Raw genomic sequence first — 19,946 nt, forward strand, 5'->3', positions numbered from 1 at the left:
GGTCATGGAAGCATTGCCAGTAGGCACGCCACCATCGCGGATGGCACTCGGTGAGAGGAAGCACTATCTGTTGCTCGACGGCATCAAGCTTGAGCCGCTGGAGCAATGGCTCTATCAGCATCTCGATGCACCTCTGTACGAGCCGATCTATCTGCATACGCCTTTGGCTGAGTGTCGCCAGATTTCACCATGCCTGGTGGCGCTGGAGCCGGGTAGTCCCGTTTGGGAGGCCTTCCTCGAGCGTGGCATTCTCGAAGGTTGGGGTTGGCTGTTCACTACCGAGGCATCGTTGGAAGAGGCTGCGGAACATCTTCGCTGGCTGTTGTTCGTCGAACATCCGCTCGAAGGTGAAAGGATATTGCGCACGGCCTCGCCTGAGGTCATGCGCTGCCTTTTCGAAGCTGAGCTGCAGCCACATCGAAGCCAGCTCCTGGGAGTCATGGAGGAGCTCTGGTTGCCGACGGTAGAGAACAGTGTCGTCACGTGGTGGCACGTGGCCCAAGCGCATCATGATGAGCCGTTAACGCGTACGGCGCGCTTCAGCCTTCAACAGGCGCATCTTGATTCACTGAGCCGTATTGCATGGCAGCGCTTTGCCCAGGAACTGGCGCATCACCTCGATACCTACTTTGCCACTGGTCCCTTGATAAGAGAGTGCGGAACGGCCGCCCAGGCCGCAAAGCAAGTCATCGATACCACACGAGAGCTGGGTTTTTTTGGACGTCGTGCCCACTACTACATGGCCAACATCCTGGGGGCGCATGGTCATGTTGCCCTGGATGAACAGCGCATGCCGGATCTGGCGCGACCATTGTCACAGGCCGATGGGCGCCCCCCCATGGAGCGACTCAAGGCTGTTGCTGCCGAAGCACGGCGGCTTTCGAGCAGGGAGATACAAGCATGAGCCACGATAGGGATCCCGCTAGTCGGGTTGCCGATAGCCAGAGCGACAACGATCCAGGTCAGGAACAGGGGGTGTGCCCCCTTACGCGAAGCGACCTGCAACTGGTACCGGTGCGCTATGCCCTGGTCGAAGATCCTGAGGCGGATCGCGCCTCGGCCACGCCGGGATTCTCACCCGTTCATAACGGCAGCTTCCGCCGCTGTGGCGTACGGCCGATACGTGAAGGCTGGCTCTATCTGGTACACAGCTCGACTCCCGATGAGCTACAAGTCTTCCAGGTCAAGCCCGATGGCAGTGGCGATGCGATCATCGTCGAGCGTGAGGGCAGCATCCAGGTACTGTTCAGCCTTCTGGAGCTGACGGAAGTGCATCAATCGATGCTGCGCCAGGCCGCCTTCCGCGATCAGGTCATGACGCGAGTGAACGTTGGCGCCTACTGTCCGGGGAATGGCACCGCTCATCTGCTGGACCCCAATGCGTTGGCCGACGTACTGGCGGACGACCATGGCGAACATAGCGCGACTCCCAATGCACCAACCGAGCAGAGCGGCGAAGCTCTCGATCCGGGCAGCTATGCCTGGTGTGAAGCGGAAGGCGAACAGCCCGAATGGCAACTTGCCCATGCTGCGGAGATCACGGCGGCGATCCAGGGAGAGTACCAGGAAGATAGTGCCTGCCTGGTGGTGGAAGACATCGCAGGGCGTATCAAGGACCTGGCCCAGGCCTGGGCCTGCCTGGCAGAGCAGCAGGGTAACTGGGTCGACGAGAATGAGGTGAAGCTCTTCTCGGCACGCACTATCGAAAGTCTTATGACCTTGAACTTTGCCCCCCACATTGCCAATGCGGGCGGAGGCAACATTCCGGAATGGCTGGGTGGTGCCGGCGATGCCGAGCGCGACGACCTGGAGGCGCTGGCTGAGCTCTATACACAGCATCGTGAAACCAAGGAGCGTGTCACGGCCGGTTCAGGCGGACATCCGGGTTTCATTGGCGGGGCGCTGAGACCTATCGAACGGGATATCGATGCCCTGAGCCAGCAACTCGCTGAGCGACTCGGCACCGATGCCGAGCAGGTAAAGACCTTCGTCGAGCGTACCGAACGCGACCACTTCCGCGAGGTGATTGGCGGCAATTTCGCGCTGGCACCCAACGGCATCGTCGATGTGATCCGCCAGCAGGAAATGGAAAATTTCCTGGCTTATGCCAACCCGATGCAGGAACAGTGGCAGAGCGATTATCGTCTTATCGGTGCTGATCTGGCCACCATACTGCCAGCTTGGCACATCCATGCTGTGCTACTCGATCGTGAAGCAGAGCCTCACATTCTGCTTTCTTGCCTGGTGGAGAAGCTGGCCGTCGAGACCCTGCTGGCATGCGGCCAGGAAGTCTTTCTCTCCGGCTACTATACCGGCACCACTCCGGCGGCGGCACACCTGATGCACTACGTACCTACCGAGTCCTTTGTCGAGGAGTTCCTGTCCCAAAGCGATGGTGTCCAGAAGGCGCTGACCCAAACCGCTGTAGTCATGTCTGCACGAGGAGCACTCAGCAGCTATCAGCTATGGCGAGGCGAAGTGGAACAGCATGCCGGGTTGCGATTTCGCAGCGTGGAGGGCCTTTCCGACGAGGTCCGGACCGCCATCGCGGGTGAAGTTCAGCTCAAGGAGAAGCTGCTGGGGCAAGCCGTTCTCAAGACGCTGCTCGACGACATCCAGGACATCGACCTGGGGCAGCGCATTGCCACACTGGCTTCGCGCTTGCCCGAAGGGCAAAGGCTGATGTTTGCCGAACGCCTGGGGCTACTTGAGCTTGGCTGGGATATTCCAGACCAATCGGTATTGGGCCGACTTCAGCAGGCGCTGGGCCAGGCCGACAGGGCCGTGGCAAACCTGACGACGCTGGAGCGTCGGCTCCAGCAACTCTATCAGGAGCGCCAATTGGAAATGGACCGGGCTTCGCGGCGCGGTGCCAGCCAGGCGCATCGCCGAGCGGCCGACCAGTTCAATGCCCGCAGGATTCGTGAAAGCCAGGCCGACATTAACCGGCAAAAGCGCCTGCTGGCCGAGGCCCTTGACACCCTGGCCGAGCACAGCTTCCCCGTCGACGAAGGCAATGGCCATGCGCTCAAGGTGGGTGGGCTCAGCCAGGCTGCCACCCGTGCCGCTCTGGCGGAGCGCGGCGGTGATCGTGCTATCGCTCGCCAGCCCAGGCATACCTTGAACGATACCCTGAATACCTTGGTTCGAAACGAGCAGGGCGATCTGTCGGTTGGTCGTAGTTTGGGGGTGTTGCTAAACGGTGGGCTGTCAATGCTAAGTGGAATTTATTTGATTAGTGCTTTGCAAACATTAAGACAATCAGGACGCAGTGATGAGCAGCTTTTTGAGCATATAAGTAATGCTGGCTCTCATGCTATGGGTACGCTGGCAGGATTGTGGGCAATACGAGAAATGATCGACGACGCTCGCCATCGCAATCTTTATAAAAACTATATCAAGCAGTTGACGCCGGTCGAAGCCCGAGCCGCTGCAGGTAGCCCAGCGCAACTGGAGCGCTGGGCAAAGGTGGCCAATCGTGCAATGGGAACCGTCGCATTATTGGGTGGTGCTGCAGGCGCTTTCGAGACATATAAGCAATATAGTCGACTGCAGCGCGCGGAAACCCAAGCCGAACGGTTGGCTACGCAGGTAGCTATGTCAGGGGCAGCAGGGGTCACTGGTGGTGGCGCGATTATTGGTGTTATGAGTAGATTGGGGCGGATAATGGGCAGGCCTGCTGTGAGTTGGCGGCTGCTATTGCTGAAGTTTGCCGGCCCTGCCGGCTGGGTGGTAGCGGCGGGAACAGTGTTGTTGATCGCCGGTGAGGTGTTGGCTAACCGCTTTTCGCTTAGCCCCGTGCAGCGTTGGTGCCAACGTAGCTACTGGGGGCTGCGAGGTGAAGGCTGGGATCGCGAGGCCCACGAGGAAGAACTGGCCAAGCTTGGCGATACCGGTCTACTTGTTCAGCGCCAGGGGCAGGCCTCTGCGCATGGCGGGCCGGGTCCCGGTCCTGCCGCAAGCGACCTAGCAATACGCATAGAACTGCCTGGTTTTGATGCCCCTAGTTCGGAAAGCCTGTCGTTGGGTGTCTGGGGGGTTGCCCTGAGTGGCTCCCATGATGAGCTGACCCAGGACTTTCTCACACACGCCAAGCTGGAGGAGAATGGTGCGAGTTTCGCTCTGATGTACCATATCGATCCGGATAGACTAAGCCGTTATTATTCTTTCCGCTTGGTCGTGCGGACGGCTGGGTCCAATGATCCCGCCACACAGGTCTTTGAGCTGCATAAGCGGGGCAGCACTCTCTCCGGCGAGTGGCGAGCCCTTTCCTCCCTTAGCGATAGCTTCTGGACGCGCAGCCGGGTGGGCAACTGGCCGAACATGCCATTGACGGACTGGCAATAACCACAAGGATTGGACACACCATGCCCAAACCGACCATTAATGACTCGCTCCCACCCATGCGTGCCGGCGAGCGCGAAAGCCGAGCTGGGGGGGAGCAGTACTGTCTGAGTCCGCTGCCCCTGCCTACCGATAGCGAGCATGGGGTGGATGTAGCCCATATCGACATTCAGCATGACGACGCTGTCATGGATCTGCGCCAAGGAGCTAGCTACGACAGCCTGAGTGACACGGGTGCTTTGGCTTCCTTTGCATTTTCAGTAATGGCAATTTTTTTTCTTGTTGTCTGGGCGGCGATAGGCGGCTTTCCCCCCCCCACGCGTGTTATAGCTATGGGGTTGGGGGGGGTATATATGGTTCTACTCTTCCCCTTAATTACGGGTATTGTCTTTCCTAATGTGGTTCTTAAGCGAATCCCACCCATCCGCTTGCATCGTCATCGCCGTGAGGTGGCCTTCGTGGTAGAGGCTCCTGGGAAGCGCTTCTGGTTACCCGCTCCTACCAATATGTGGTTGGCTGCTATTGCTGGTGCCGTTGCAATGCCAACTGCCTTGATCCTATTTATGGGGCTCCATGACTGGATGTCCACTTCGGAAGCGGCCTTCCCTCTCATGACACTGCTGCTGCATATCGTCTCCCTGGCCTTTCTTCCTCTCTACCCCCATTTCTATGATTTCTGCCGTAAGCGCGCCGGCCAGGAGCGCCAAACAGTACTAGTTCCTTGGGAAGACGTAATCGCTCTGGCAGTCTTCAATCCCAGCGTGAGCGCCGGCGCTATCACCGGCTTCGGCTGGAACTTCGCCCTGCTTCCGCCCGACCCCGAGCGGCCGGGTTATACCTTGCCCGGGGCCGGTATCGTCGTCGGCACCGGTGGCCTGCCTGGGGCGCTGGCGCAATGGGAGTACATCCGACGCTTCATGGAGGAAGGCCCCGAGGCCATCACGCCTTCGGCCCGGGAGTGGGGCCTCGAGTGGTACGATGCCTACGTCGCCCGAGAAAAGGCGGAGTGTGAGCGCACCAACGACATGGCCCGCTGGCGGCGCTTCCGTCGCAAGCGATTGTGGGAGCATGCCCGCTTCGCTCACTGGTACACCGAGTATCGCATGAAGCATGTGCTGCCCAAGGCGGTTCCCGAAGACTGGCTGGCCGAGTGGTCCAAGCCGTTGCCCCGGGAGCAGTGGGCCAAACCTTCCCGTCAGCTTGCCGAACTCAGCGAGCAGCTGCGCGCCGCCTACCAGCGCGGTGAGAAATTCATTGAGATGGGTGATATCGAAAAGCGCTTCGGCGTCGAGGTGCCGCCGTCGCCGTGCACGGCTTACCGCACCCTGCCGTTTGCGGCTAACGTGGCCTGACGATTCGCCTCATGGGCGGTAGAAGAGAGAACACGATGCAATCATCCGCCCTTCAAGGCTTCGTGGCAGCGCTGGTTCGCTGCTTTTCCATCTATCTTGGACTCACGGCCCTGCGCTTCGCGGTGCAGGGCGTGAGCTTCCATAGCAGCGATGTTCACTACCTGCATCTGGGCTACTTCGTTGTGACGACACTGCTGTTTGCCGGGGTAGCGATTGTGCTCTGGCATTTTCATTCGGCGGTGGCGGGCCGGCTGCTGCCTGCTACGGGGGATGACCAAGCGAAGGCATCGGCACTGTCTGGGGTCGACTTCGAGACTGGGCTGATTGGGGCGGTGGGGCTGTATGTTGCCGTCACCGCACTGCCTCAGCTTGCCAACCATGGTGCCTGGCTGTTCTACGACCGTGAACTGCTCGGTATACATCGAGCGGTAGAGGGGAGGGCGGCCTTTGTCGGCAGCCTGATTCAGCTTGGCCTGGGGGTGTTGCTGCTACTGCGGGCGCCCGGTATCCGGCGGCTGGTTGCCAGGTTACGAACTGGCGGCACTTGAGGCGCCCATTGCGGCCACGGGCGTCAGCAATGAAGATGGCGTCACAGCGAGCCAAAAACGACAAAACGAAAAGCCCGGCCTTGCGGCCGGGCTGGATCTTCGCTTCCTTACCTCCACCTCGAGCATCCTTCCACCCGAGCATCCCTGGATAGTGAGTCTTCCTGACTCGGTCGTCCCTGGCTGAGCCTCCGTGCTCAGTACGGTTTTACTTTGCCAACTAACAGTGCTGGGTGACGTTAACCTGCATCAATCTGGTTGTAGGAAATCGCCGATTCGTTTTGTAAGAAATGGCTTACAACCTTCGGCTGCCTTTCACTCTGCGCTTTCCGCCAGGCGCTCCGATGGCGTTTCGGCCGGCTGTGGATGGGCGCGTAGCAGCCATGAGGCGGCCGCGACGCCGGCCAGGCCGAAGATGGCACCGGGCAGGGCACCGAGCGCCAGGCTGGCGACGATGCCGCCAAGCAGGGACGCGCCGCCGGCGAGGATGGCTGGCGCAGCGGTGGCGGAAACCACGTCGCGCTTGCGGCGCATCTCGAAGGTCACCACCGCGATCATCACGGGGGCGACGGCCACGATACACAGCGCAATCCACCACAGGCGGCCGAGCCAGAAGCCCACTTCGCCCGGTATCCCGGCGTCGATAGGCAGGCCCAGGCGCTCGCCCAGCCAGGCGGCCGGCAGCTCGGCGAGCTTGTGCCAGAGGTAGAGCGGCATACCCAGGGCGCCGAGGATCGTCACCGTTCGGTCGATTCGGCGGCGCTCCAGCAGGCGGCGCACGGGGGCTTCGAAGGTCAGCGCAGCGCCTACCTGTACCCACATCACGCCGACCAGCGCCAGGGTGGGCGGCAGCAAGTTGCTGGGCACGCCGAAGGCACCGTCGACCATGGCCACGGGGTAGCCCGAGGCCACGGCGGCGGCCAGCCACACCAGCCCGAGCGATAGCAGGGCGAGGCCGCAGCTCAGGCCGGAGAAGCGCCCGCGTTTCCAGGCGATGCCGAGCTGCTGCGGCAGCAGCCAGACCACCGCGGCGTTGAGCCAGCCGATGCCGCCACCGTTAGCGGTAACGCGAGTGCCCAGCTCCAGCAGCTCGCCGGGAGAGCTAATGCCGGCGCGTAGCAGATCCACGGCGGCGGCGATGAGCACCAGCCCTGCCACGGCCTTGAGCCCCCAGCGATTGTCGGCCCACACGCTTAGCGGCAGCAGCGCCTGTATGCCCAGCAGCATCATCAGGAACCAGAGGTGGACGGTCAGCGAGTGGTTGAGCGGGCCGAGCAGGCGTCCGCCGGTGTAGGCCGCCAGCAGGACGAAGGCCACCAGCACTGCCAGGTAGGTGACGGTGGGGCGGGCCAGGCCCAGGGCCCGGCCCGCCCACCAGTGCAGCTGACGCTGGCCTTGGTCCAGCCGACGCTGGGCGCTGTCGGCGCTGACCGCGGCCGAGACGAAGACGAACAGCGGTACCACCTGCAGCAGCCAGGTGAGCACCCCAGCGCCGGTCCACACCAGCAGCAGGTGATCGGTGGTGGTCATCAGGCCGTTTTCCAGCCGCGGCAGGGTGGCGATCCAGTGGCCGAATACCACCACCAGCAGCGCGCCGGCACGCAGCGCATCGGGGTAGCGATCCCGCGCTGCCTGGGTGGCGGCTGCGCTGTCCGAAGTCGAGCCTCGCCTGTGGGTTACCTGTTTCATGATGTTTCGTTCCATTCGATTGGCGCTTGCAAATGACATGCGCTTGGTGGATATTAGTTATCGAACAGTGTTTCCTAACATCTTCCATGAAACGTAAGCGCCTTGCAAGAACGCTTTGAGAGTCGCTGAAACAGAGGAAATCGCCATGGATACCCACACGCTGTTGGTCCATGTCCTGCTGTACGTCTTCCTGCCGCTCTGGGGAATTGCCGGTTTCGTCGACTGGTGCTGCCACCGTGCCACGCACATCGAGGAGACCTCGGGGCTGAAGGAGACCCTGATGCACTCGGCGATGGGCATTCAGGTGGGCATCCCCATCCTCATGTGCCTGCTCTATCGCATCAACGTGCTGGTACTGCTGATCTGCTTGCTGGCCTGGGTGCTGCACGAGGTCGTGGCCCACTGGGACGTGCATTACGCCGCTCCTCGGCGTCACATCAGCATCTGGGAGATGCATGCACACAGCTACCTGGCCAGCCTGCCGTTCTACATGCTGGCGATGATCATGGTGATCAACTGGCCGGTGGTGATCGATCTCGTCTCCCTCAACTGGGCCGGGCAGATGCGGCTGATTCCCGTCGAGGTGCCCCACGGCGGCGAGCGCTATCTGCCCTATTACCTGACCTTCATGGCCCTGCTGTGCGTGTTTCCCTACATGGAAGAGAACCTGCGCTGCCTGCGTCACTACCTCAAGCACGGAGGCAATTCCGCATGAGCGTCTATATCACCAGTAGCGGCCACTATCTGCCGGGCGAGCCGGTGGACAACGAGCGGATCGAGGCGGTGCTCGGCCTGGTGCACGGCAAGCCGAGCCGGCTCAAGCGCCGCATCCTGCAATCCAACGGTATTCGTCAGCGCCACTATGCCATCGATGCCGAGCACAACACCCTGATCGGCAACGACGAGATGGCCGCCCGGGCGGGCCAGGCCTGCCTCGACGACAGCTTCCTGAGCAAACCGCGGCTCGAGATGCTCAGTGTGGCCACCAGCCAGGGCGACCTGGTGCTGCCGGGATTCGGCAGCATGGTCCAGGCCGAGCTGGGCGTGGCCGGTGTGGAGCTGCACAGCAGCCACGGCATCTGCTCGAGCAGCATGATGGCGCTGAAGGCGGCCTACACCGGGCTCAAGGCCGGTGAGCACGACAATGCGCTGGTGATCGCCAGCGAACTGGCCTCGCGGCTGTTCAAGGCCAGCCGCTACGAGGCGGTGGCGCAGGAGGTCGACTTCAATGCCGAGTTCCTGCGCTGGATGCTGTCGGACGGCGCCGGGGCGCTGCTGCTGGAGAGCGTGCCGCGCCGGCGCAGCTTTCGTATCGACTGGATTCGCGGTTTCTCCCACGCCGACGCCTACCCGGTTTGCATGAGCGTGGGCCGGGCGGTAGGCGATGAACGCAGCTGGCAGGATTTCGCCACCTACGCCGAGGCGGAGGCCGCCGGCGCCTTGCTGATCCGCCAGGACGTTCGCCTGCTCGACAACATCGTCAAGCTGGGGGTGGACGGCCTGCTGCGGCTGATCGACGAAGGGCGGGTAGAAGTGGGGCGGATCGACCACGTGCTGTGCCATTACTCGTCGCACTATTTCCGCGGCAAGATCTTCGACATGTTGACCCAGGCCGGCGCGGCCATCCCCGAGGAGAAGTGGTACACCAATCTCTATACCCGCGGTAACACCGGCTGCGCCTCGATGTTCATCATGCTCGACGAGTTTCGTCGCACCCAGAGTTACCAAACCGGCGACACCATCCTGTGCATGGTGCCGGAGAGCGGTCGCTTCAATAACGTCTACATGCAGCTCACAGTCGTGGAGGAATAACCATGGAAAGCAAGGTCACCACCCAGTTGGGACAGGAGTGCCTGCAAGGGTTGATGCGCGTGTGGTTCGACTTCGAGCGCCAGTTGGGGCGGGTGCCGATCATCCAGCGCCTGGAGCGCGGCAATTTCACCCGCGAGGATTACCGCAGCCTGCTGCTGCACCTGCGCCAGCAGGTGATCGAGGGTGCGCGCTGGATCACCCGCGGCACCTCCAGCTTCGAGCGCGATTACGCCGACGTGCGCTCGGAAGTGATCGGTCACGCCAAGGAGGAACATCGCGACTACGAGATGCTGGAGGCGGACTTCGTGGCGGCGGGTGGCGCGTTGGAGGAAATCCGCGCCGGCCGGCGCAATGCCGGCAGCGAGGCGCTGCACGCCTTCATGATGTATCGCGCCAGCCAGCCCAATCCGGTGGATCTGATCGGTGCCATGTGGATCATCGAAGGGCTGGGGCAGAAGATGGCCAGCGACTGGGCGCGGCGGATCGACGAGGCCACCGAGGGCGACGGCCGTTACACCTGCTTCATGCGCTACCACGGCGAGAACGACGACGCCCACCTGGACAAGCTCTATGCGCTGATCGACCGGGTCTGCCGCACGCCGGAGCAGCAGCAGGCGATCCTGCGCACCGCACGGGTGGTGGCGCGGCTCTATGCCCTGCAACTGGAGGAGATCGAGCATGGCTGATACCAGGCCGAGGCCGCGCAGCCCCTTCCTGCGCGCGCTGGCGTTCGACGACTCCCTGCCCATCGAGCCGGCGGCGGTGCGGCTGTGGCTGGACGACCTGGAGCGCCCCACGCGTTGGTCGCTGCGCCCGCTTCTGCAGCTCCTGCTGGCAGTGCTGCTGCATCTGATCTGGTTCGTGAAGCGTCTGCCGCTGCCCCAGTTTCGCGCCCACGGCCTGCTGCAGCGGTTGATCTGCTGGTTCTGCACCCACTTCGTCAGCCCCAGCGCCAATCAATTGATCCTGCGCCACTTCGCCACCGAGTCCAACATTCTCAACTTCCTCATCGACAACGGCCCGGAGGTCACGGTAGAGCCGCTCACGCTCTACCCGAGCCGCATCGAGGACATGCTCGACGCCAGCTTCGTCAAGCACGATCAGGAGCTGTTCCGGGTGATCGAGGAGATGGGCCACTGGCGGCAGCGCCCGGCAGCCCTGGCGCCGCAGGCGATCAACTGGACGCACTGGCGCTCGTTGGAGGAGAGCGACTTCGAACTGCCGCGCCGGCGTACCCAGGTGCTCGATTTCGAGAGCGCCCATGCGCTGTTCATGTGCCTGTTCTGCCTGCTGCTGACCCGCGAGGAGTACCGCGACGCCATCAATGGCTTCAACCTCGACCAGTCCATCGCCATTCGCGTCGGCCAGCTGATCGGCGACCCGAGCCTGGCCGAGATGGCCTACAACAAGTACCCGCACTACCTGGTCGGGCCGTGGAACCTGAGCCAGTGCTTCCTCATGCACGGCTTCTTCACCGAGTACCTCTATGCCCGGCTGGAGCGGCTCAGGCTGGCCGCGCATCAACCCCCGAACGGCAGCACCGCGGCATACACCGCGAAGTAGTGACAGGTGCTGCCGCCGAGCACGAACAGGTGCCAGATGGCGTGGTTGAAGGGAATCGCGCTGATGGCGAAGAACACCACGCCGAGGGTGTAGGTGATACCGCCGGCGGCGAGCAGGACGATGCCGGCCGTCGGCAGGCTGGCGCTCATCTCCTCACCGGCGAAGACGATCAGCCAGCCCATGATCAGGTAGATGGCGACACGCAGGACGGTGAATCGGTGAGGCCAGGCCAGCTTGCAGGCGATGCCGGCCAGGGCCAGGCCCCAGACGATGGCGAACAGGGTCCAGCCGGTGGGGCTGCGCATGTTGACCAGCAGGAAGGGGGTATAGGTTCCGGCGATCAGCAGGTAGATGGCGCAGTGGTCCAGGTGTTGGAACAGTCGCTTGAGCCGTGGGTGACGAACGCCGTGGTAGAGCGTGGAAATGGCATAGAGCAGCACCAGTGTCACACCGTACAAGCTGATACCGATGATCTTCCAAGGGTCGACATGGGCGGCCATGCTCGCCAGCACCAGCAGCACGATGACCCCGACAAGACTCAGCACCGCACCGATGCCATGGCTGACGCTGTTGAGCAGTTCCTCGAAGAGATGGCGGCGGTGGCCGGCGGAACGTTCGATGTGAGGCATAGGGGCTTTTCCGTCAGAGGCGCCCCGGTGCCTTGCGGTCAGGGCTTGCGTTCGATATCCACGTCGCCGGCCTGGGTGAAGTCGCCCAGCGCCATCATGTGGCCGAGCTTGCCGGCCTTGGTCGACAGATACTGCTCGTTATGAGGATTGAGACCCGTGGTCAGCGGTACGCGTTCCGCAATGGTGACGCCGGCCTGGGTCAGGGCATCGACCTTGCGTGGGTTGTTGGTCATCAGCCGCAGGCTGCAGATGCCCAGGTGTTCGAGCATCGGCACGCAGAGGTCATAGCGGCGCAGGTCGGCGCCGAAGCCGAGCTGTTCGTTGGCTTCCACGGTATCGGCGCCCTGATCCTGCAGGTGGTAGGCACGGATCTTGTTGAGCAGACCGATGCCGCGGCCTTCCTGGCGCAGGTAGAGCAGCACGCCGCGCCCCTCGTCGGCGATGCGCTTGAGCGCTTCCTGCAGCTGATAGCCGCAGTCGCAGCGCATGGAAAACAGGGCGTCGCCGGTCAGGCACTCCGAATGCACCCGGCCGAGCACAGGTTCGCCGTCGGCCACGTCGCCCAAGGTCAGGGCAATGTGGTCCTTGCCGGTGGCTTCGTCCTCGAAGCCGTGCATGGTGAAGGTGGCCCAGGGAGTGGGCAGCCGGGAGGCGGCGATGAATCGAACGGTCACGGGGTACCTCGGTCAAGACCACGGCAATGCCGGAAGTGAATCCCGCATTCTAGCAGGAACGTGGGCGCGGCTCACGAGCATGCAATGGCCTGGAACTTGGCCAGGGTCAAGCCTCGGCAAAAAGGATGCGCTACAATGTGGCGACATTTCCTGTGGATGACTGCCTGCATGGATCTCAAGAACGATCGATTTCTGCGCGCCCTGATGCGCCAGCCGGTAGACCGCACGCCGGTCTGGATGATGCGCCAGGCCGGCCGCTACCTGCCGGAGTACCGCGCCACTCGCGCCGAAGCCGGCGACTTCATGGACCTGTGTCGTAACCATGACCTGGCCTGCGAGGTGACGTTGCAGCCGCTGGAGCGCTATCCGCTGGATGCCGCGATCCTGTTCTCCGATATCCTGACCATTCCCGACGCCATGGGGCTGGGACTCTATTTCGAGACAGGCGAGGGGCCCAAGTTCAGGAAGCCGGTGCGCACCGCCGAGGACGTGGCTGCCCTGAGCGCGCCCGATGCCGAGCGCGACCTCGACTATGTGATGCGGGCGGTCTCGACCATTCGCCGCGAACTTAATGGCCGGGTGCCATTGATCGGCTTCTCCGGCAGCCCCTGGACGCTCGCCACCTACATGGTGGAGGGCAGTTCGAGCAAGGACTTCCGTCATGTGAAGACCATGCTCTACGACACGCCCAGCGTGATGCACGACCTGCTCGATACCCTGGCCAGTGCGGTGACCGACTACCTCAACGCGCAGATTCGCGCCGGGGCCCAGGCGGTGCAGATTTTCGATACCTGGGGCGGGGTGCTCTCCACCCCGGCCTATCTCGAGTTCTCGCTGCGCTACATGGAGCAGATCGTCGCCGGACTGATCCGTGAGCACGACGGTCGTCGCGTGCCGGTGATCATGTTCACCAAGAACGGTGGCCAGTGGCTCGAGGATATCGCCCTGGCGGGGCCGGATGCCGTGGGCCTCGATTGGACCACCGAGCTGTTCGATGCCCGCGCCCGGGTGGGCCACAAGGTGGCACTGCAGGGTAATCTTGACCCCAACGTGCTGTTCGCGCGCCCGGTGGCCATTCGTGCCGAGGTGGCCAGGATTCTCGACAGCTACGGTGAAGGGCCGGGGCATGTGTTCAACCTGGGCCACGGTATCAGTCAGTTCACCAACCCGGACAACGTCACCGCCTTCATGGAGGCGCTGCATGAGCTGAGTCCGCGTTACCATCGTGCCATCCAGCACCAAAATGCCTGACACTGGCTGGCTCCAGCGTTGGCACGACCGGCACCGCCTGTGGGCGGTGCTGGCCGTTCTGGCTGCCGTGGTCATCGCGGTGGGAAGCCTGACCCCGGGAAGCGAGATGCCCAGCAACCTGCCGTGGGACAAATTCAACCACTTCGTCGGCTATGCCGGCCTGGCGGGGCTGGTCGGCCTGGCCGGACTGCCCCTGCTGCGCACCTTCATCGCCGTGGTGCTGTTCGGCATCTTCATCGAGTACCTGCAGATCCCCGTTCCCGGCCGTAGCGGCGGCGACTGGGCCGATATCCTCGCCAACACCCTGGGAGCAGGAACTGCCGTGCTGATACTGGCTGCCGTGCGGCGCTACCTGCTGGGCCACGGCTAGGCGCTAGCTTCGCGCTTCCCAACGACGACGCCCCGCTCAAAAGCGGGGCGTCGTCGTTTACGGCCTGAGAAGCGATTTATTGCAACTCGGCGCGCTCGATGATCACCGGGTCGCGGGGCACGTCCTGGAACGGGCCCTGGCTGCCAGTGGGCACCCGCTTGATCGCATCGACCACGTCCATGCCCTCCACCACGCGGCCGAATACCGCATAGCCCCAGGCCTGTCCGGAATGGGTGCCCTGGTGGTCGAGGAAGGCGTTGTCGTTGACGTTGATAAAGAACTGCGCGGTAGCCGAGTGCGGATCGCCGGTGCGGGCCATGGCCAGGGTGCCACGCTCGTTGCGCAGGCCGTTGTCGGCCTCGTTGTCGATCGGTGCCCGAGTGGGCTTCTGGCGGAAGTCCTGATCGAAGCCACCGCCCTGGATCATGAAGCCGTCGATCACACGATGGAACAGGGTGCCGTCGTAGTGGCCATCCTGCACGTAGGTGAGGAAGTTGTTGACGCTCTCCGGGGCCTGCTCCTGGAACAGCTCGATCCCGATGGAGCCGTGGTTGGTGTGCAGCACGACGTCGGCGGCGTTGGCATGGGCCGAGGCCAGCGGCAGGCTGGCGGCGGCAAGCAGGGAAAGCAGGGTTCGCTTCAGCACGGGGGACTCCTGATGGTGCGACAGGGAAAACGCTTCGCCTAGCTTACGTCCAGATGCGTCCGCTGTCAGGCTTTCGGCGGCTGGAACCGGGGCGCGACATCGAGCCACGCCTTTTTGTTTGACATGGATCACAACCCCTCCGGGAAAAGAAGTATTGGGTATGGTCTTTTTGCCGTGTTGGTCCGACCATTCTCACATGCCCGACCGAGGCGGCATCCAATCACCGTTTCCATCCTGTTCGCCCCGGTCTTGAACGTGAATCTGAGACCGGTCGTCGAGCCATCGGCACCGGGAAGGCGGGAGGTGTCAGCCAATGGTGGCGGAACTCGGAAACTTTGCCCTTATCCTGGCACTGTGCCTGGCGGTGGCCCAGAGTATCTTGCCCTTGATCGGTGCCCAGACCGGCAACGCTCGGCTGATGCGCACCGGCCGCTTCCTGGCCACCGGCCAGCTCGTCTTCCTCACGCTTTCCTTGGGGGTGCTGATCTGGGCCTTCGTGGTCAGCGACTTCACGGTGCGCTACGTCGCCAGCCACTCCAGCCTCAGCCAGCCGATGATCTACAAGATCACCGCGGTATGGGGCGGCCACGAGGGTTCGTTGTTGCTATGGATTTTCATCCTGGGTGCCTGGGGCGCAGCGGTGGCCTACTACAGCAAGTCATTGCCTCGCGAGATGCTGGCCCGGGTGCTGGCGGTGCTGGGCATGGTCTGCGTGGGCTTCATCGCCTTCACCGTCTTGACCTCCAACCCGTTCGAGCGCATCGTGCCGGGCCCCTCGGACGGACGCGGCATGAACCCGCTGTTGCAGGATCCGGGCATGATCCTGCATCCGCCGCTGCTCTACATGGGCTATGTGGGTACGGCGGTAGTCTTCGCCTTTGCCATGGCCGCCCTGCTCGGCGGCCGGCTGGACGCTGCCTGGGCGCGCTGGTCGCGCCCCTGGACCACGGTGGCCTGGGTCTTCCTCTCCCTGGGCATAGCCGTAGGCTCCTGGTGGGCCTATTATGAGCTGGGCTGGGGCGGCTGGTGGTTCTGGGATCCGGTGGAAAACGCCTCCTTTCTGCCCTGGCTCACCGCCACGGCGCTGATCCACTCCCTGGCAGTGACCGAGAAGCGCGGTGGCTTCAAGGTGTGGTCCTTGATGCTGGCGATCATCACTTTCGCCCTGGTCGTGCTGGCGGCCTTCATCGTGCGCTCGGGGGTCATCACCTCGGTACACGCCTTCGCCACCGACCCGGAGCGCGGCGTCTTCATCCTCGGCATGCTTACCATAACGCTGCTTGGTTCGCTGACCGTCTACGCCTGGCGAGCGCCCAAGGTAGGCCTCGGTGGCAGCTTTTCCTGGTACTCCCGCGAGTCGTTGCTGATGGCCAATAACGTGCTGCTGACGGTGGCCTGTATCGCGGTCTTCATCGGTACCCTATACCCGCTGGCGCTGGATGCCTTCGGCCTGGGCAAGATCTCGGTGGGCCCTCCCTATTTCGATGCCGTGTTCGCTCCGCTGATGCTGCCGCTGTTGCTGCTGGTCGGCCTCGGTCCATCGGTGATGTGGAAGCAGGCGAATCCCGGCGAGACCTTTCGCCAACTGCGCTGGGTGCTGGTGGTCAGCATCGTGGCCGGCGGCCTGTGGCCGCTGACTATGGGGGCCTGGCGGCCCTTGACGGCGCTGTCGCTGATGCTGGCCACCTGGATCATCCTCACCGCCCTGCTGGATATCCACAAGCGCATGGGGTCGTCGCGACAGCCGCTTTCGGCGAGGCTGCGCAAGGTCATGCGGCCGAGCTTCATGGGCATGCATCTGGCCCACGTGGGGTTGGCACTGATCGTGGTGGCCATCGCCATGGTCAACACTTACGAGGTGGAGCGCGACGTGCGCATGCAGCCGGGCGAGACCGCTTCGGCGGCGGGCTTCGATTTCACCCTGCTGCGCATGGAAAGCGTGCGTGGGCCCAACTGGGATGCCGACCAGGCCGTGGTCGAGGTCAACCGTAATGGCCGCCTGGTAGCAACGCTGCTGCCCCAGCGTCGCTACTACGACACCCAGCCGCAGAATCCCATGCACCAGGCTTCGCTGCATCGCGCGCCGACCCGTGACGTCTACGTCTCGCTGGGCGAACGCCTGGTGGGCGACGCCTGGAGCTTCCGCCTCTACTACAAGCCCTACATGTTCTGGATGTGGACCGGCGCCATCCTGCTTTCCCTTGGCGGCCTGCTGGCGGCCTGCGACAAGCGCTATCGTCTGGCCAGAAGGCGTGAGGTCCAGTCTCAGCAAGAGCGTGATTTGGCCATTGGGCAAGCAAGTGGGGTGACCAGCTCATGAACCTGCGCTTGCTGCTCCCCCTGATAGCTGCGACTGCCCTGCTCGGCTTGCTGTTCGTGGGCCTGGGCATGAACTCGCGGGACCTGCCTTCGCCGCTGGTGGGCAAGCCGGCGCCTGCCTTCAGCCTCGAGGCGCTGGAAGATGCTCAGCGGATCGTTACCGAGCAGGACTTCATTGGTGAGGTGTCGCTGGTCAACGTCTGGGCCACCTGGTGCAGCACTTGCCGCTCCGAGAAGCCACTGCTGATGGAGCTGGCCCGCGGCGGTATCCCCATTCACGCCTTCAATTACCGCGACGAGCGCGATGCGGCGCTGCGCTACCTCGACGTCAGCGGCAACCCCTACCAGACCGTGGCCTTCGATCCGCGTGGCGATGCCGGCATCGACTGGGGCGTCTATGCCACGCCGGAAACCTACGTGCTCGATGCCGATGGGGTGATCCGCTACAAGCGCATAGGGCCGCTCTCCCGTCAGCTGTTGCTCGACGAGGTGCTGCCGCTGGTGGAGAAGCTGCGCGACGAGCAGCAGCGTAACGAGGCGAGGAGGGTAGCGCAGTCATGAAGCGACCTATGATGATCAGCCTGCTGGGATTGCCGCTATGGCTGGTGGCAGGGTTTGCCATGGCCCTCGCTCTTGGCCAGCCGCTCGAGTTCGAAAGTGAGGCCCAGCAGCGTCAGTACGACAGCCTGGTGCGCGAGCTGCGCTGCACGGTGTGCCAGAGCGAGACCATCCATGAATCCAACGCCGAGCTCGCCGCCGACATGCGTCGGCGGGTCTACGAGATGACACTCGCCGGCCATGACGGCGACGCCATCATCGATTTCATGGTCCAGCGCTATGGCGACTACGTGCGCTATCGGCCACCGCTGCAAGCCAACACCTATCTGCTGTGGGCCAGCCCCTTCCTGCTGCTGTTTGGCGGCATCATTGCCTGGTGGCGAATCATCGTGGGGCGGCGCAGCATGCCGCAGCGCCCCGATTTCACCGAGCAGGAGCGAGCCCAGCTCGAGCAGCTCCGCAACGACGGCTCCCCCCGGAGGATGTGATGAACGGACTGTTTCTACTCTTTGCCCTGCTGCTCTGCATCCTGGCACTGGCGTTCGTGCTCTACCCGCTGTTGCGTGAGCCACAGGGTGACACGGTGCCGTCACGGCGTTCGATCAATGCCAGTGTCCATCGCGACCGGGTGCGTGAACTGGAGCAGGACCTGGCGTCGGGCACCCTGACTCGAGCCCAGTACGATACGGCCCTGGCCGACCTGGAGCGGGAGCTACTCGACAGCGGCGCCGTCGATCCCGATGAGCAGCCGATCAACGAAGGGCGAGGTGCCCGGCGGGCAGCCGGTGCTGCCGCGTTCGTCAGCATCGCCGTGCTGCCCTTCATGGCGATCGGCCTCTACCTCGCGGTGGGGCATGCCGACGAGGTCTTCGCTACTCAGCAACCCTCGGAGGAAGTGGCCGAAGTCGTGCCGACCCCGGCTACCGAGGCCGAGTTGAGGCGCCAGTTCGAAATGATGGCGCAACAGCTCCAGGGGCGCCTGGCCCAGGAGCCGGACGACCTCGAGAGCTGGGTGCTGCTGGGCCGGACCCTGGTGTTCCTGGAGGATCTGGAAGCCGCCGAGCGCGCCTTCCGTGAGGCCTTGGCCCATGGCGGCGACCGCGACCCCGATCTGCTGACGCGCTATGCCGATGTCATGGCCGAGCGCCAGGGCAGCTTGACAGGAGAGCCGCTGCGATTGATCGAGCAGGCACTTGAAGTCGACCCCTACCATGCCCAGGGGCTTTGGCTGGCCGGCTCGCAAGCCTTCATGGAGGGGGAAATGGATAGCGCTCGCAGCTATTGGGAGCGCCTGCTGAGCATACTGCCCGAGGGCTCACCCGAAGCCGAAGTGATTCGCGGCAACCTGTCCCAGGTGACCGCGGAAGGCTGAACCGGAGCTGACGATCATGAAGGAGAATCGCATGAAGTCGCCGCTGAGCCGAGAGGCGCTGCAAGCCGTTCGTCAGGTGCCCCTCTTCGCAGGGCTCGAGGACGAAACCCTGGCGCTGCTGACCGACGGTGCCCAAGAGCGAAACTACCGCCGTGGCAGCCTGCTGTTCAGCGTGGGCGAGCCCGCGGATCGCTTCTACGTGGTGCTGGACGGCTGGGTCAAGCTGTTCCGCGAAAGCCCCGACGGCAACGAGTGCATGGTGGGACTGTTCACCCGGGGCGAGTCCTTTGCCGAGGCGGCGATGTTCGATCGGCTGGGCTACCCGGTCAATGCGGCGGTGGCCGAAGATGCACGGCTGCTGGTGTTCACCGCCGATCATTTTCTCACCACCCTGGAGCAGAATCACGGCCTGGCGCTCAACCTGCTGGCCAATCTCTCGGGAATGCTGCGTTACCTGGTGCGCCAGCTCGACCAGTTGACCAACCTGCCGACCTACCAGCGCCTGGCGGCCTTCATCGTCTCGCTATGCCCGCAGGATGCCGAGCAGGCCACCGTTTGCCTGCCCTGCGACAAGCTGTTGATTGCTGGACGCCTGGGGATGAAGCCAGAGAGCTTTTCCCGGGCCATGGCCCGGCTGAAGGAGGTCGGCGTCTGCTGTGAGCGCAACTGCGTCCATGTCGAGAATCTCAGGGCGCTGCGACGCTTTGCCAATGCTGACGAGGCCACGCCGGAGGACGCCGCGGTGGGTAAGAAACCCAACCAGAACTGTCTTGCGTCGTCCTTGCAGGCACTCCGTTAGCGGCCTGCTGCGTCACTTTGCCT

At 63.3% G+C, this 19,946-nt stretch carries 19 protein-coding genes; 15 read left to right on the plus strand and 4 right to left on the minus strand.

All coding sequences use genetic code 11. From position 1 onward, the window contains the following. The first annotated feature begins 4 nt into the window (after positions 1 to 4). From H1D44_RS03715 to H1D44_RS03730, 4 genes are all read left to right on the plus strand, one after another. A complete protein-coding gene (locus tag H1D44_RS03715) occupies positions 5 to 904 on the plus strand; it encodes a DUF4123 domain-containing protein (protein WP_181513496.1) in 900 nt (299 codons plus the stop codon). Further along, on the plus strand, positions 901 to 4,347 hold the full coding sequence (locus H1D44_RS03720; protein WP_181513497.1) for a toxin VasX: 3,447 nt from the start codon (positions 901 to 903) through the stop codon (positions 4,345 to 4,347). The genes H1D44_RS03715 and H1D44_RS03720 overlap by 4 nt, the downstream gene beginning before the upstream one ends. Before the next feature lie 608 nt (positions 4,348 to 4,955). After that, positions 4,956 to 5,696 carry a hypothetical protein gene (locus tag H1D44_RS20805; protein ID WP_220127954.1) on the plus strand — a complete coding sequence of 247 codons (741 nt, stop codon included), beginning with the start codon at positions 4,956 to 4,958 and terminating at the stop codon, positions 5,694 to 5,696. A gap of 35 nt (positions 5,697 to 5,731) precedes the next feature. Beyond that, entirely contained in the window at positions 5,732 to 6,244 is a 513-nt protein-coding gene (locus H1D44_RS03730) for a hypothetical protein (protein ID WP_181513499.1), read from the plus strand. 312 nt (positions 6,245 to 6,556) lie between these two features. Here the strand turns inward: H1D44_RS03730 and H1D44_RS03735 are convergent, their stop codons facing one another. Beyond that, positions 6,557 to 7,930 (minus strand): acyltransferase family protein, encoded by a 1,374-nt coding sequence (locus tag H1D44_RS03735; RefSeq protein ID WP_181513500.1) that lies wholly within the window; start codon positions 7,928 to 7,930, stop codon positions 6,557 to 6,559. Between the two features lie 145 nt (positions 7,931 to 8,075). On the opposite strand from H1D44_RS03735, the gene H1D44_RS03740 reads away from it, so the two are divergent. From H1D44_RS03740 to H1D44_RS03755, 4 genes are read left to right on the plus strand one after another with little or no spacing between them, the layout of a single operon-like run. After that, positions 8,076 to 8,645: a diguanylate cyclase gene (locus H1D44_RS03740; RefSeq protein ID WP_181513501.1), complete on the plus strand. Its 570-nt coding sequence runs from the start codon at positions 8,076 to 8,078 to the stop codon at positions 8,643 to 8,645. Then, the gene (locus H1D44_RS03745) at positions 8,642 to 9,742 is read left to right on the plus strand and encodes a beta-ketoacyl-ACP synthase III (protein ID WP_181513502.1); all 1,101 of its coding nucleotides are present in this window, start codon (positions 8,642 to 8,644) and stop codon (positions 9,740 to 9,742) included. The genes H1D44_RS03740 and H1D44_RS03745 overlap by 4 nt, the downstream gene beginning before the upstream one ends. A gap of 2 nt (positions 9,743 to 9,744) precedes the next feature. Continuing rightward, positions 9,745 to 10,428 (plus strand): iron-containing redox enzyme family protein, encoded by a 684-nt coding sequence (locus H1D44_RS03750; protein WP_181513503.1) that lies wholly within the window; start codon positions 9,745 to 9,747, stop codon positions 10,426 to 10,428. Then, positions 10,421 to 11,305, plus strand: coding sequence for a DUF6999 family protein (locus tag H1D44_RS03755; protein WP_181513504.1), 885 nt, complete (start codon positions 10,421 to 10,423; stop codon positions 11,303 to 11,305). Before H1D44_RS03750 ends, H1D44_RS03755 begins: the two co-directional genes overlap by 8 nt. Here the strand turns inward: H1D44_RS03755 and trhA are convergent. Both trhA and ribA read right to left on the minus strand, forming a co-directional pair. Continuing rightward, entirely contained in the window at positions 11,263 to 11,934 is a 672-nt protein-coding gene (trhA, locus tag H1D44_RS03760) for a PAQR family membrane homeostasis protein TrhA (protein ID WP_181513505.1), read from the minus strand. The two genes, H1D44_RS03755 and trhA, sit on opposite strands and share 43 nt — an antisense overlap. 38 nt (positions 11,935 to 11,972) lie before the next feature. Continuing rightward, positions 11,973 to 12,608: a GTP cyclohydrolase II gene (gene ribA, locus H1D44_RS03765; protein ID WP_181513506.1), complete on the minus strand. Its 636-nt coding sequence runs from the start codon at positions 12,606 to 12,608 to the stop codon at positions 11,973 to 11,975. 168 nt (positions 12,609 to 12,776) lie between these two features. Between ribA and hemE the strand changes: the two genes are divergently transcribed. Next, complete coding sequence (gene hemE / locus H1D44_RS03770; protein WP_181513537.1) at positions 12,777 to 13,859, plus strand: uroporphyrinogen decarboxylase; 1,083 nt, start codon at positions 12,777 to 12,779, stop codon at positions 13,857 to 13,859. Then, on the plus strand, positions 13,852 to 14,229 hold the full coding sequence (locus H1D44_RS03775) for a VanZ family protein (protein ID WP_181513507.1): 378 nt from the start codon (positions 13,852 to 13,854) through the stop codon (positions 14,227 to 14,229). Before hemE ends, H1D44_RS03775 begins: the two co-directional genes overlap by 8 nt. A gap of 76 nt (positions 14,230 to 14,305) precedes the next feature. Here the strand turns inward: H1D44_RS03775 and H1D44_RS03780 are convergent, their stop codons facing one another. Continuing rightward, positions 14,306 to 14,827, minus strand: coding sequence for a peptidylprolyl isomerase (locus tag H1D44_RS03780; RefSeq protein ID WP_181513538.1), 522 nt, complete (start codon positions 14,825 to 14,827; stop codon positions 14,306 to 14,308). Between the two features lie 361 nt (positions 14,828 to 15,188). Here H1D44_RS03780 and H1D44_RS03785 point away from each other — a divergent pair, with 361 nt between their 5' ends. From H1D44_RS03785 to H1D44_RS03805, 5 genes are read left to right on the plus strand one after another with little or no spacing between them, the layout of a single operon-like run. After that, positions 15,189 to 17,195, plus strand: coding sequence for a heme lyase CcmF/NrfE family subunit (locus H1D44_RS03785; RefSeq protein WP_181513508.1), 2,007 nt, complete (start codon positions 15,189 to 15,191; stop codon positions 17,193 to 17,195). Next, a complete protein-coding gene (locus tag H1D44_RS03790; protein WP_181513509.1) occupies positions 17,192 to 17,755 on the plus strand; it encodes a DsbE family thiol:disulfide interchange protein in 564 nt (187 codons plus the stop codon). The genes H1D44_RS03785 and H1D44_RS03790 overlap by 4 nt, the downstream gene beginning before the upstream one ends. Then, the gene (locus H1D44_RS03795; RefSeq protein ID WP_181513510.1) at positions 17,752 to 18,240 is read left to right on the plus strand and encodes a cytochrome c-type biogenesis protein; all 489 of its coding nucleotides are present in this window, start codon (positions 17,752 to 17,754) and stop codon (positions 18,238 to 18,240) included. The genes H1D44_RS03790 and H1D44_RS03795 overlap by 4 nt, the downstream gene beginning before the upstream one ends. After that, positions 18,240 to 19,124 carry a c-type cytochrome biogenesis protein CcmI gene (gene ccmI / locus H1D44_RS03800; RefSeq protein ID WP_181513511.1) on the plus strand — a complete coding sequence of 295 codons (885 nt, stop codon included), beginning with the start codon at positions 18,240 to 18,242 and terminating at the stop codon, positions 19,122 to 19,124. Before H1D44_RS03795 ends, ccmI begins: the two co-directional genes overlap by 1 nt. A gap of 31 nt (positions 19,125 to 19,155) precedes the next feature. Beyond that, the gene (locus H1D44_RS03805) at positions 19,156 to 19,923 is read left to right on the plus strand and encodes a Crp/Fnr family transcriptional regulator (RefSeq protein WP_181513512.1); all 768 of its coding nucleotides are present in this window, start codon (positions 19,156 to 19,158) and stop codon (positions 19,921 to 19,923) included. Positions 19,924 to 19,946: the final 23 nt, after the last annotated feature.

This window comes from Billgrantia kenyensis (genome assembly GCF_013697085.1).
Taxonomy (GTDB): domain Bacteria; phylum Pseudomonadota; class Gammaproteobacteria; order Pseudomonadales; family Halomonadaceae; genus Halomonas; species Halomonas kenyensis.

Bases quoted from the DNA above. Each gene is read 5' to 3' on its own strand.
- H1D44_RS03795 (WP_181513510.1), top strand. From the start codon at position 17,752: ATGAAGCGACCTATGATGATCAGCCTGCTGGGATTGCCGCTATGGCTG.
- H1D44_RS03720 (WP_181513497.1), top strand. From the start codon at position 901: ATGAGCCACGATAGGGATCCCGCTAGTCGGGTTGCCGATAGCCAGAGC.
- H1D44_RS20805 (WP_220127954.1), top strand. From the start codon at position 4,956: ATGACACTGCTGCTGCATATCGTCTCCCTGGCCTTTCTTCCTCTCTAC.
- H1D44_RS03730 (WP_181513499.1), top strand. From the start codon at position 5,732: ATGCAATCATCCGCCCTTCAAGGCTTCGTGGCAGCGCTGGTTCGCTGC.
- hemE (WP_181513537.1), top strand. From the start codon at position 12,777: ATGGATCTCAAGAACGATCGATTTCTGCGCGCCCTGATGCGCCAGCCG.
- H1D44_RS03790 (WP_181513509.1), top strand. From the start codon at position 17,192: ATGAACCTGCGCTTGCTGCTCCCCCTGATAGCTGCGACTGCCCTGCTC.
- ccmI (WP_181513511.1), top strand. From the start codon at position 18,240: ATGAACGGACTGTTTCTACTCTTTGCCCTGCTGCTCTGCATCCTGGCA.
- H1D44_RS03750 (WP_181513503.1), top strand. From the start codon at position 9,745: ATGGAAAGCAAGGTCACCACCCAGTTGGGACAGGAGTGCCTGCAAGGG.
- trhA (WP_181513505.1), bottom strand. From the start codon at position 11,934: ATGCCTCACATCGAACGTTCCGCCGGCCACCGCCGCCATCTCTTCGAG.
- H1D44_RS03785 (WP_181513508.1), top strand. From the start codon at position 15,189: ATGGTGGCGGAACTCGGAAACTTTGCCCTTATCCTGGCACTGTGCCTG.
- H1D44_RS03755 (WP_181513504.1), top strand. From the start codon at position 10,421: ATGGCTGATACCAGGCCGAGGCCGCGCAGCCCCTTCCTGCGCGCGCTG.
- H1D44_RS03735 (WP_181513500.1), bottom strand. From the start codon at position 7,930: ATGAAACAGGTAACCCACAGGCGAGGCTCGACTTCGGACAGCGCAGCC.
- H1D44_RS03740 (WP_181513501.1), top strand. From the start codon at position 8,076: ATGGATACCCACACGCTGTTGGTCCATGTCCTGCTGTACGTCTTCCTG.
- H1D44_RS03745 (WP_181513502.1), top strand. From the start codon at position 8,642: ATGAGCGTCTATATCACCAGTAGCGGCCACTATCTGCCGGGCGAGCCG.
- H1D44_RS03715 (WP_181513496.1), top strand. From the start codon at position 5: ATGGAAGCATTGCCAGTAGGCACGCCACCATCGCGGATGGCACTCGGT.
- H1D44_RS03805 (WP_181513512.1), top strand. From the start codon at position 19,156: ATGAAGTCGCCGCTGAGCCGAGAGGCGCTGCAAGCCGTTCGTCAGGTG.
- H1D44_RS03775 (WP_181513507.1), top strand. From the start codon at position 13,852: ATGCCTGACACTGGCTGGCTCCAGCGTTGGCACGACCGGCACCGCCTG.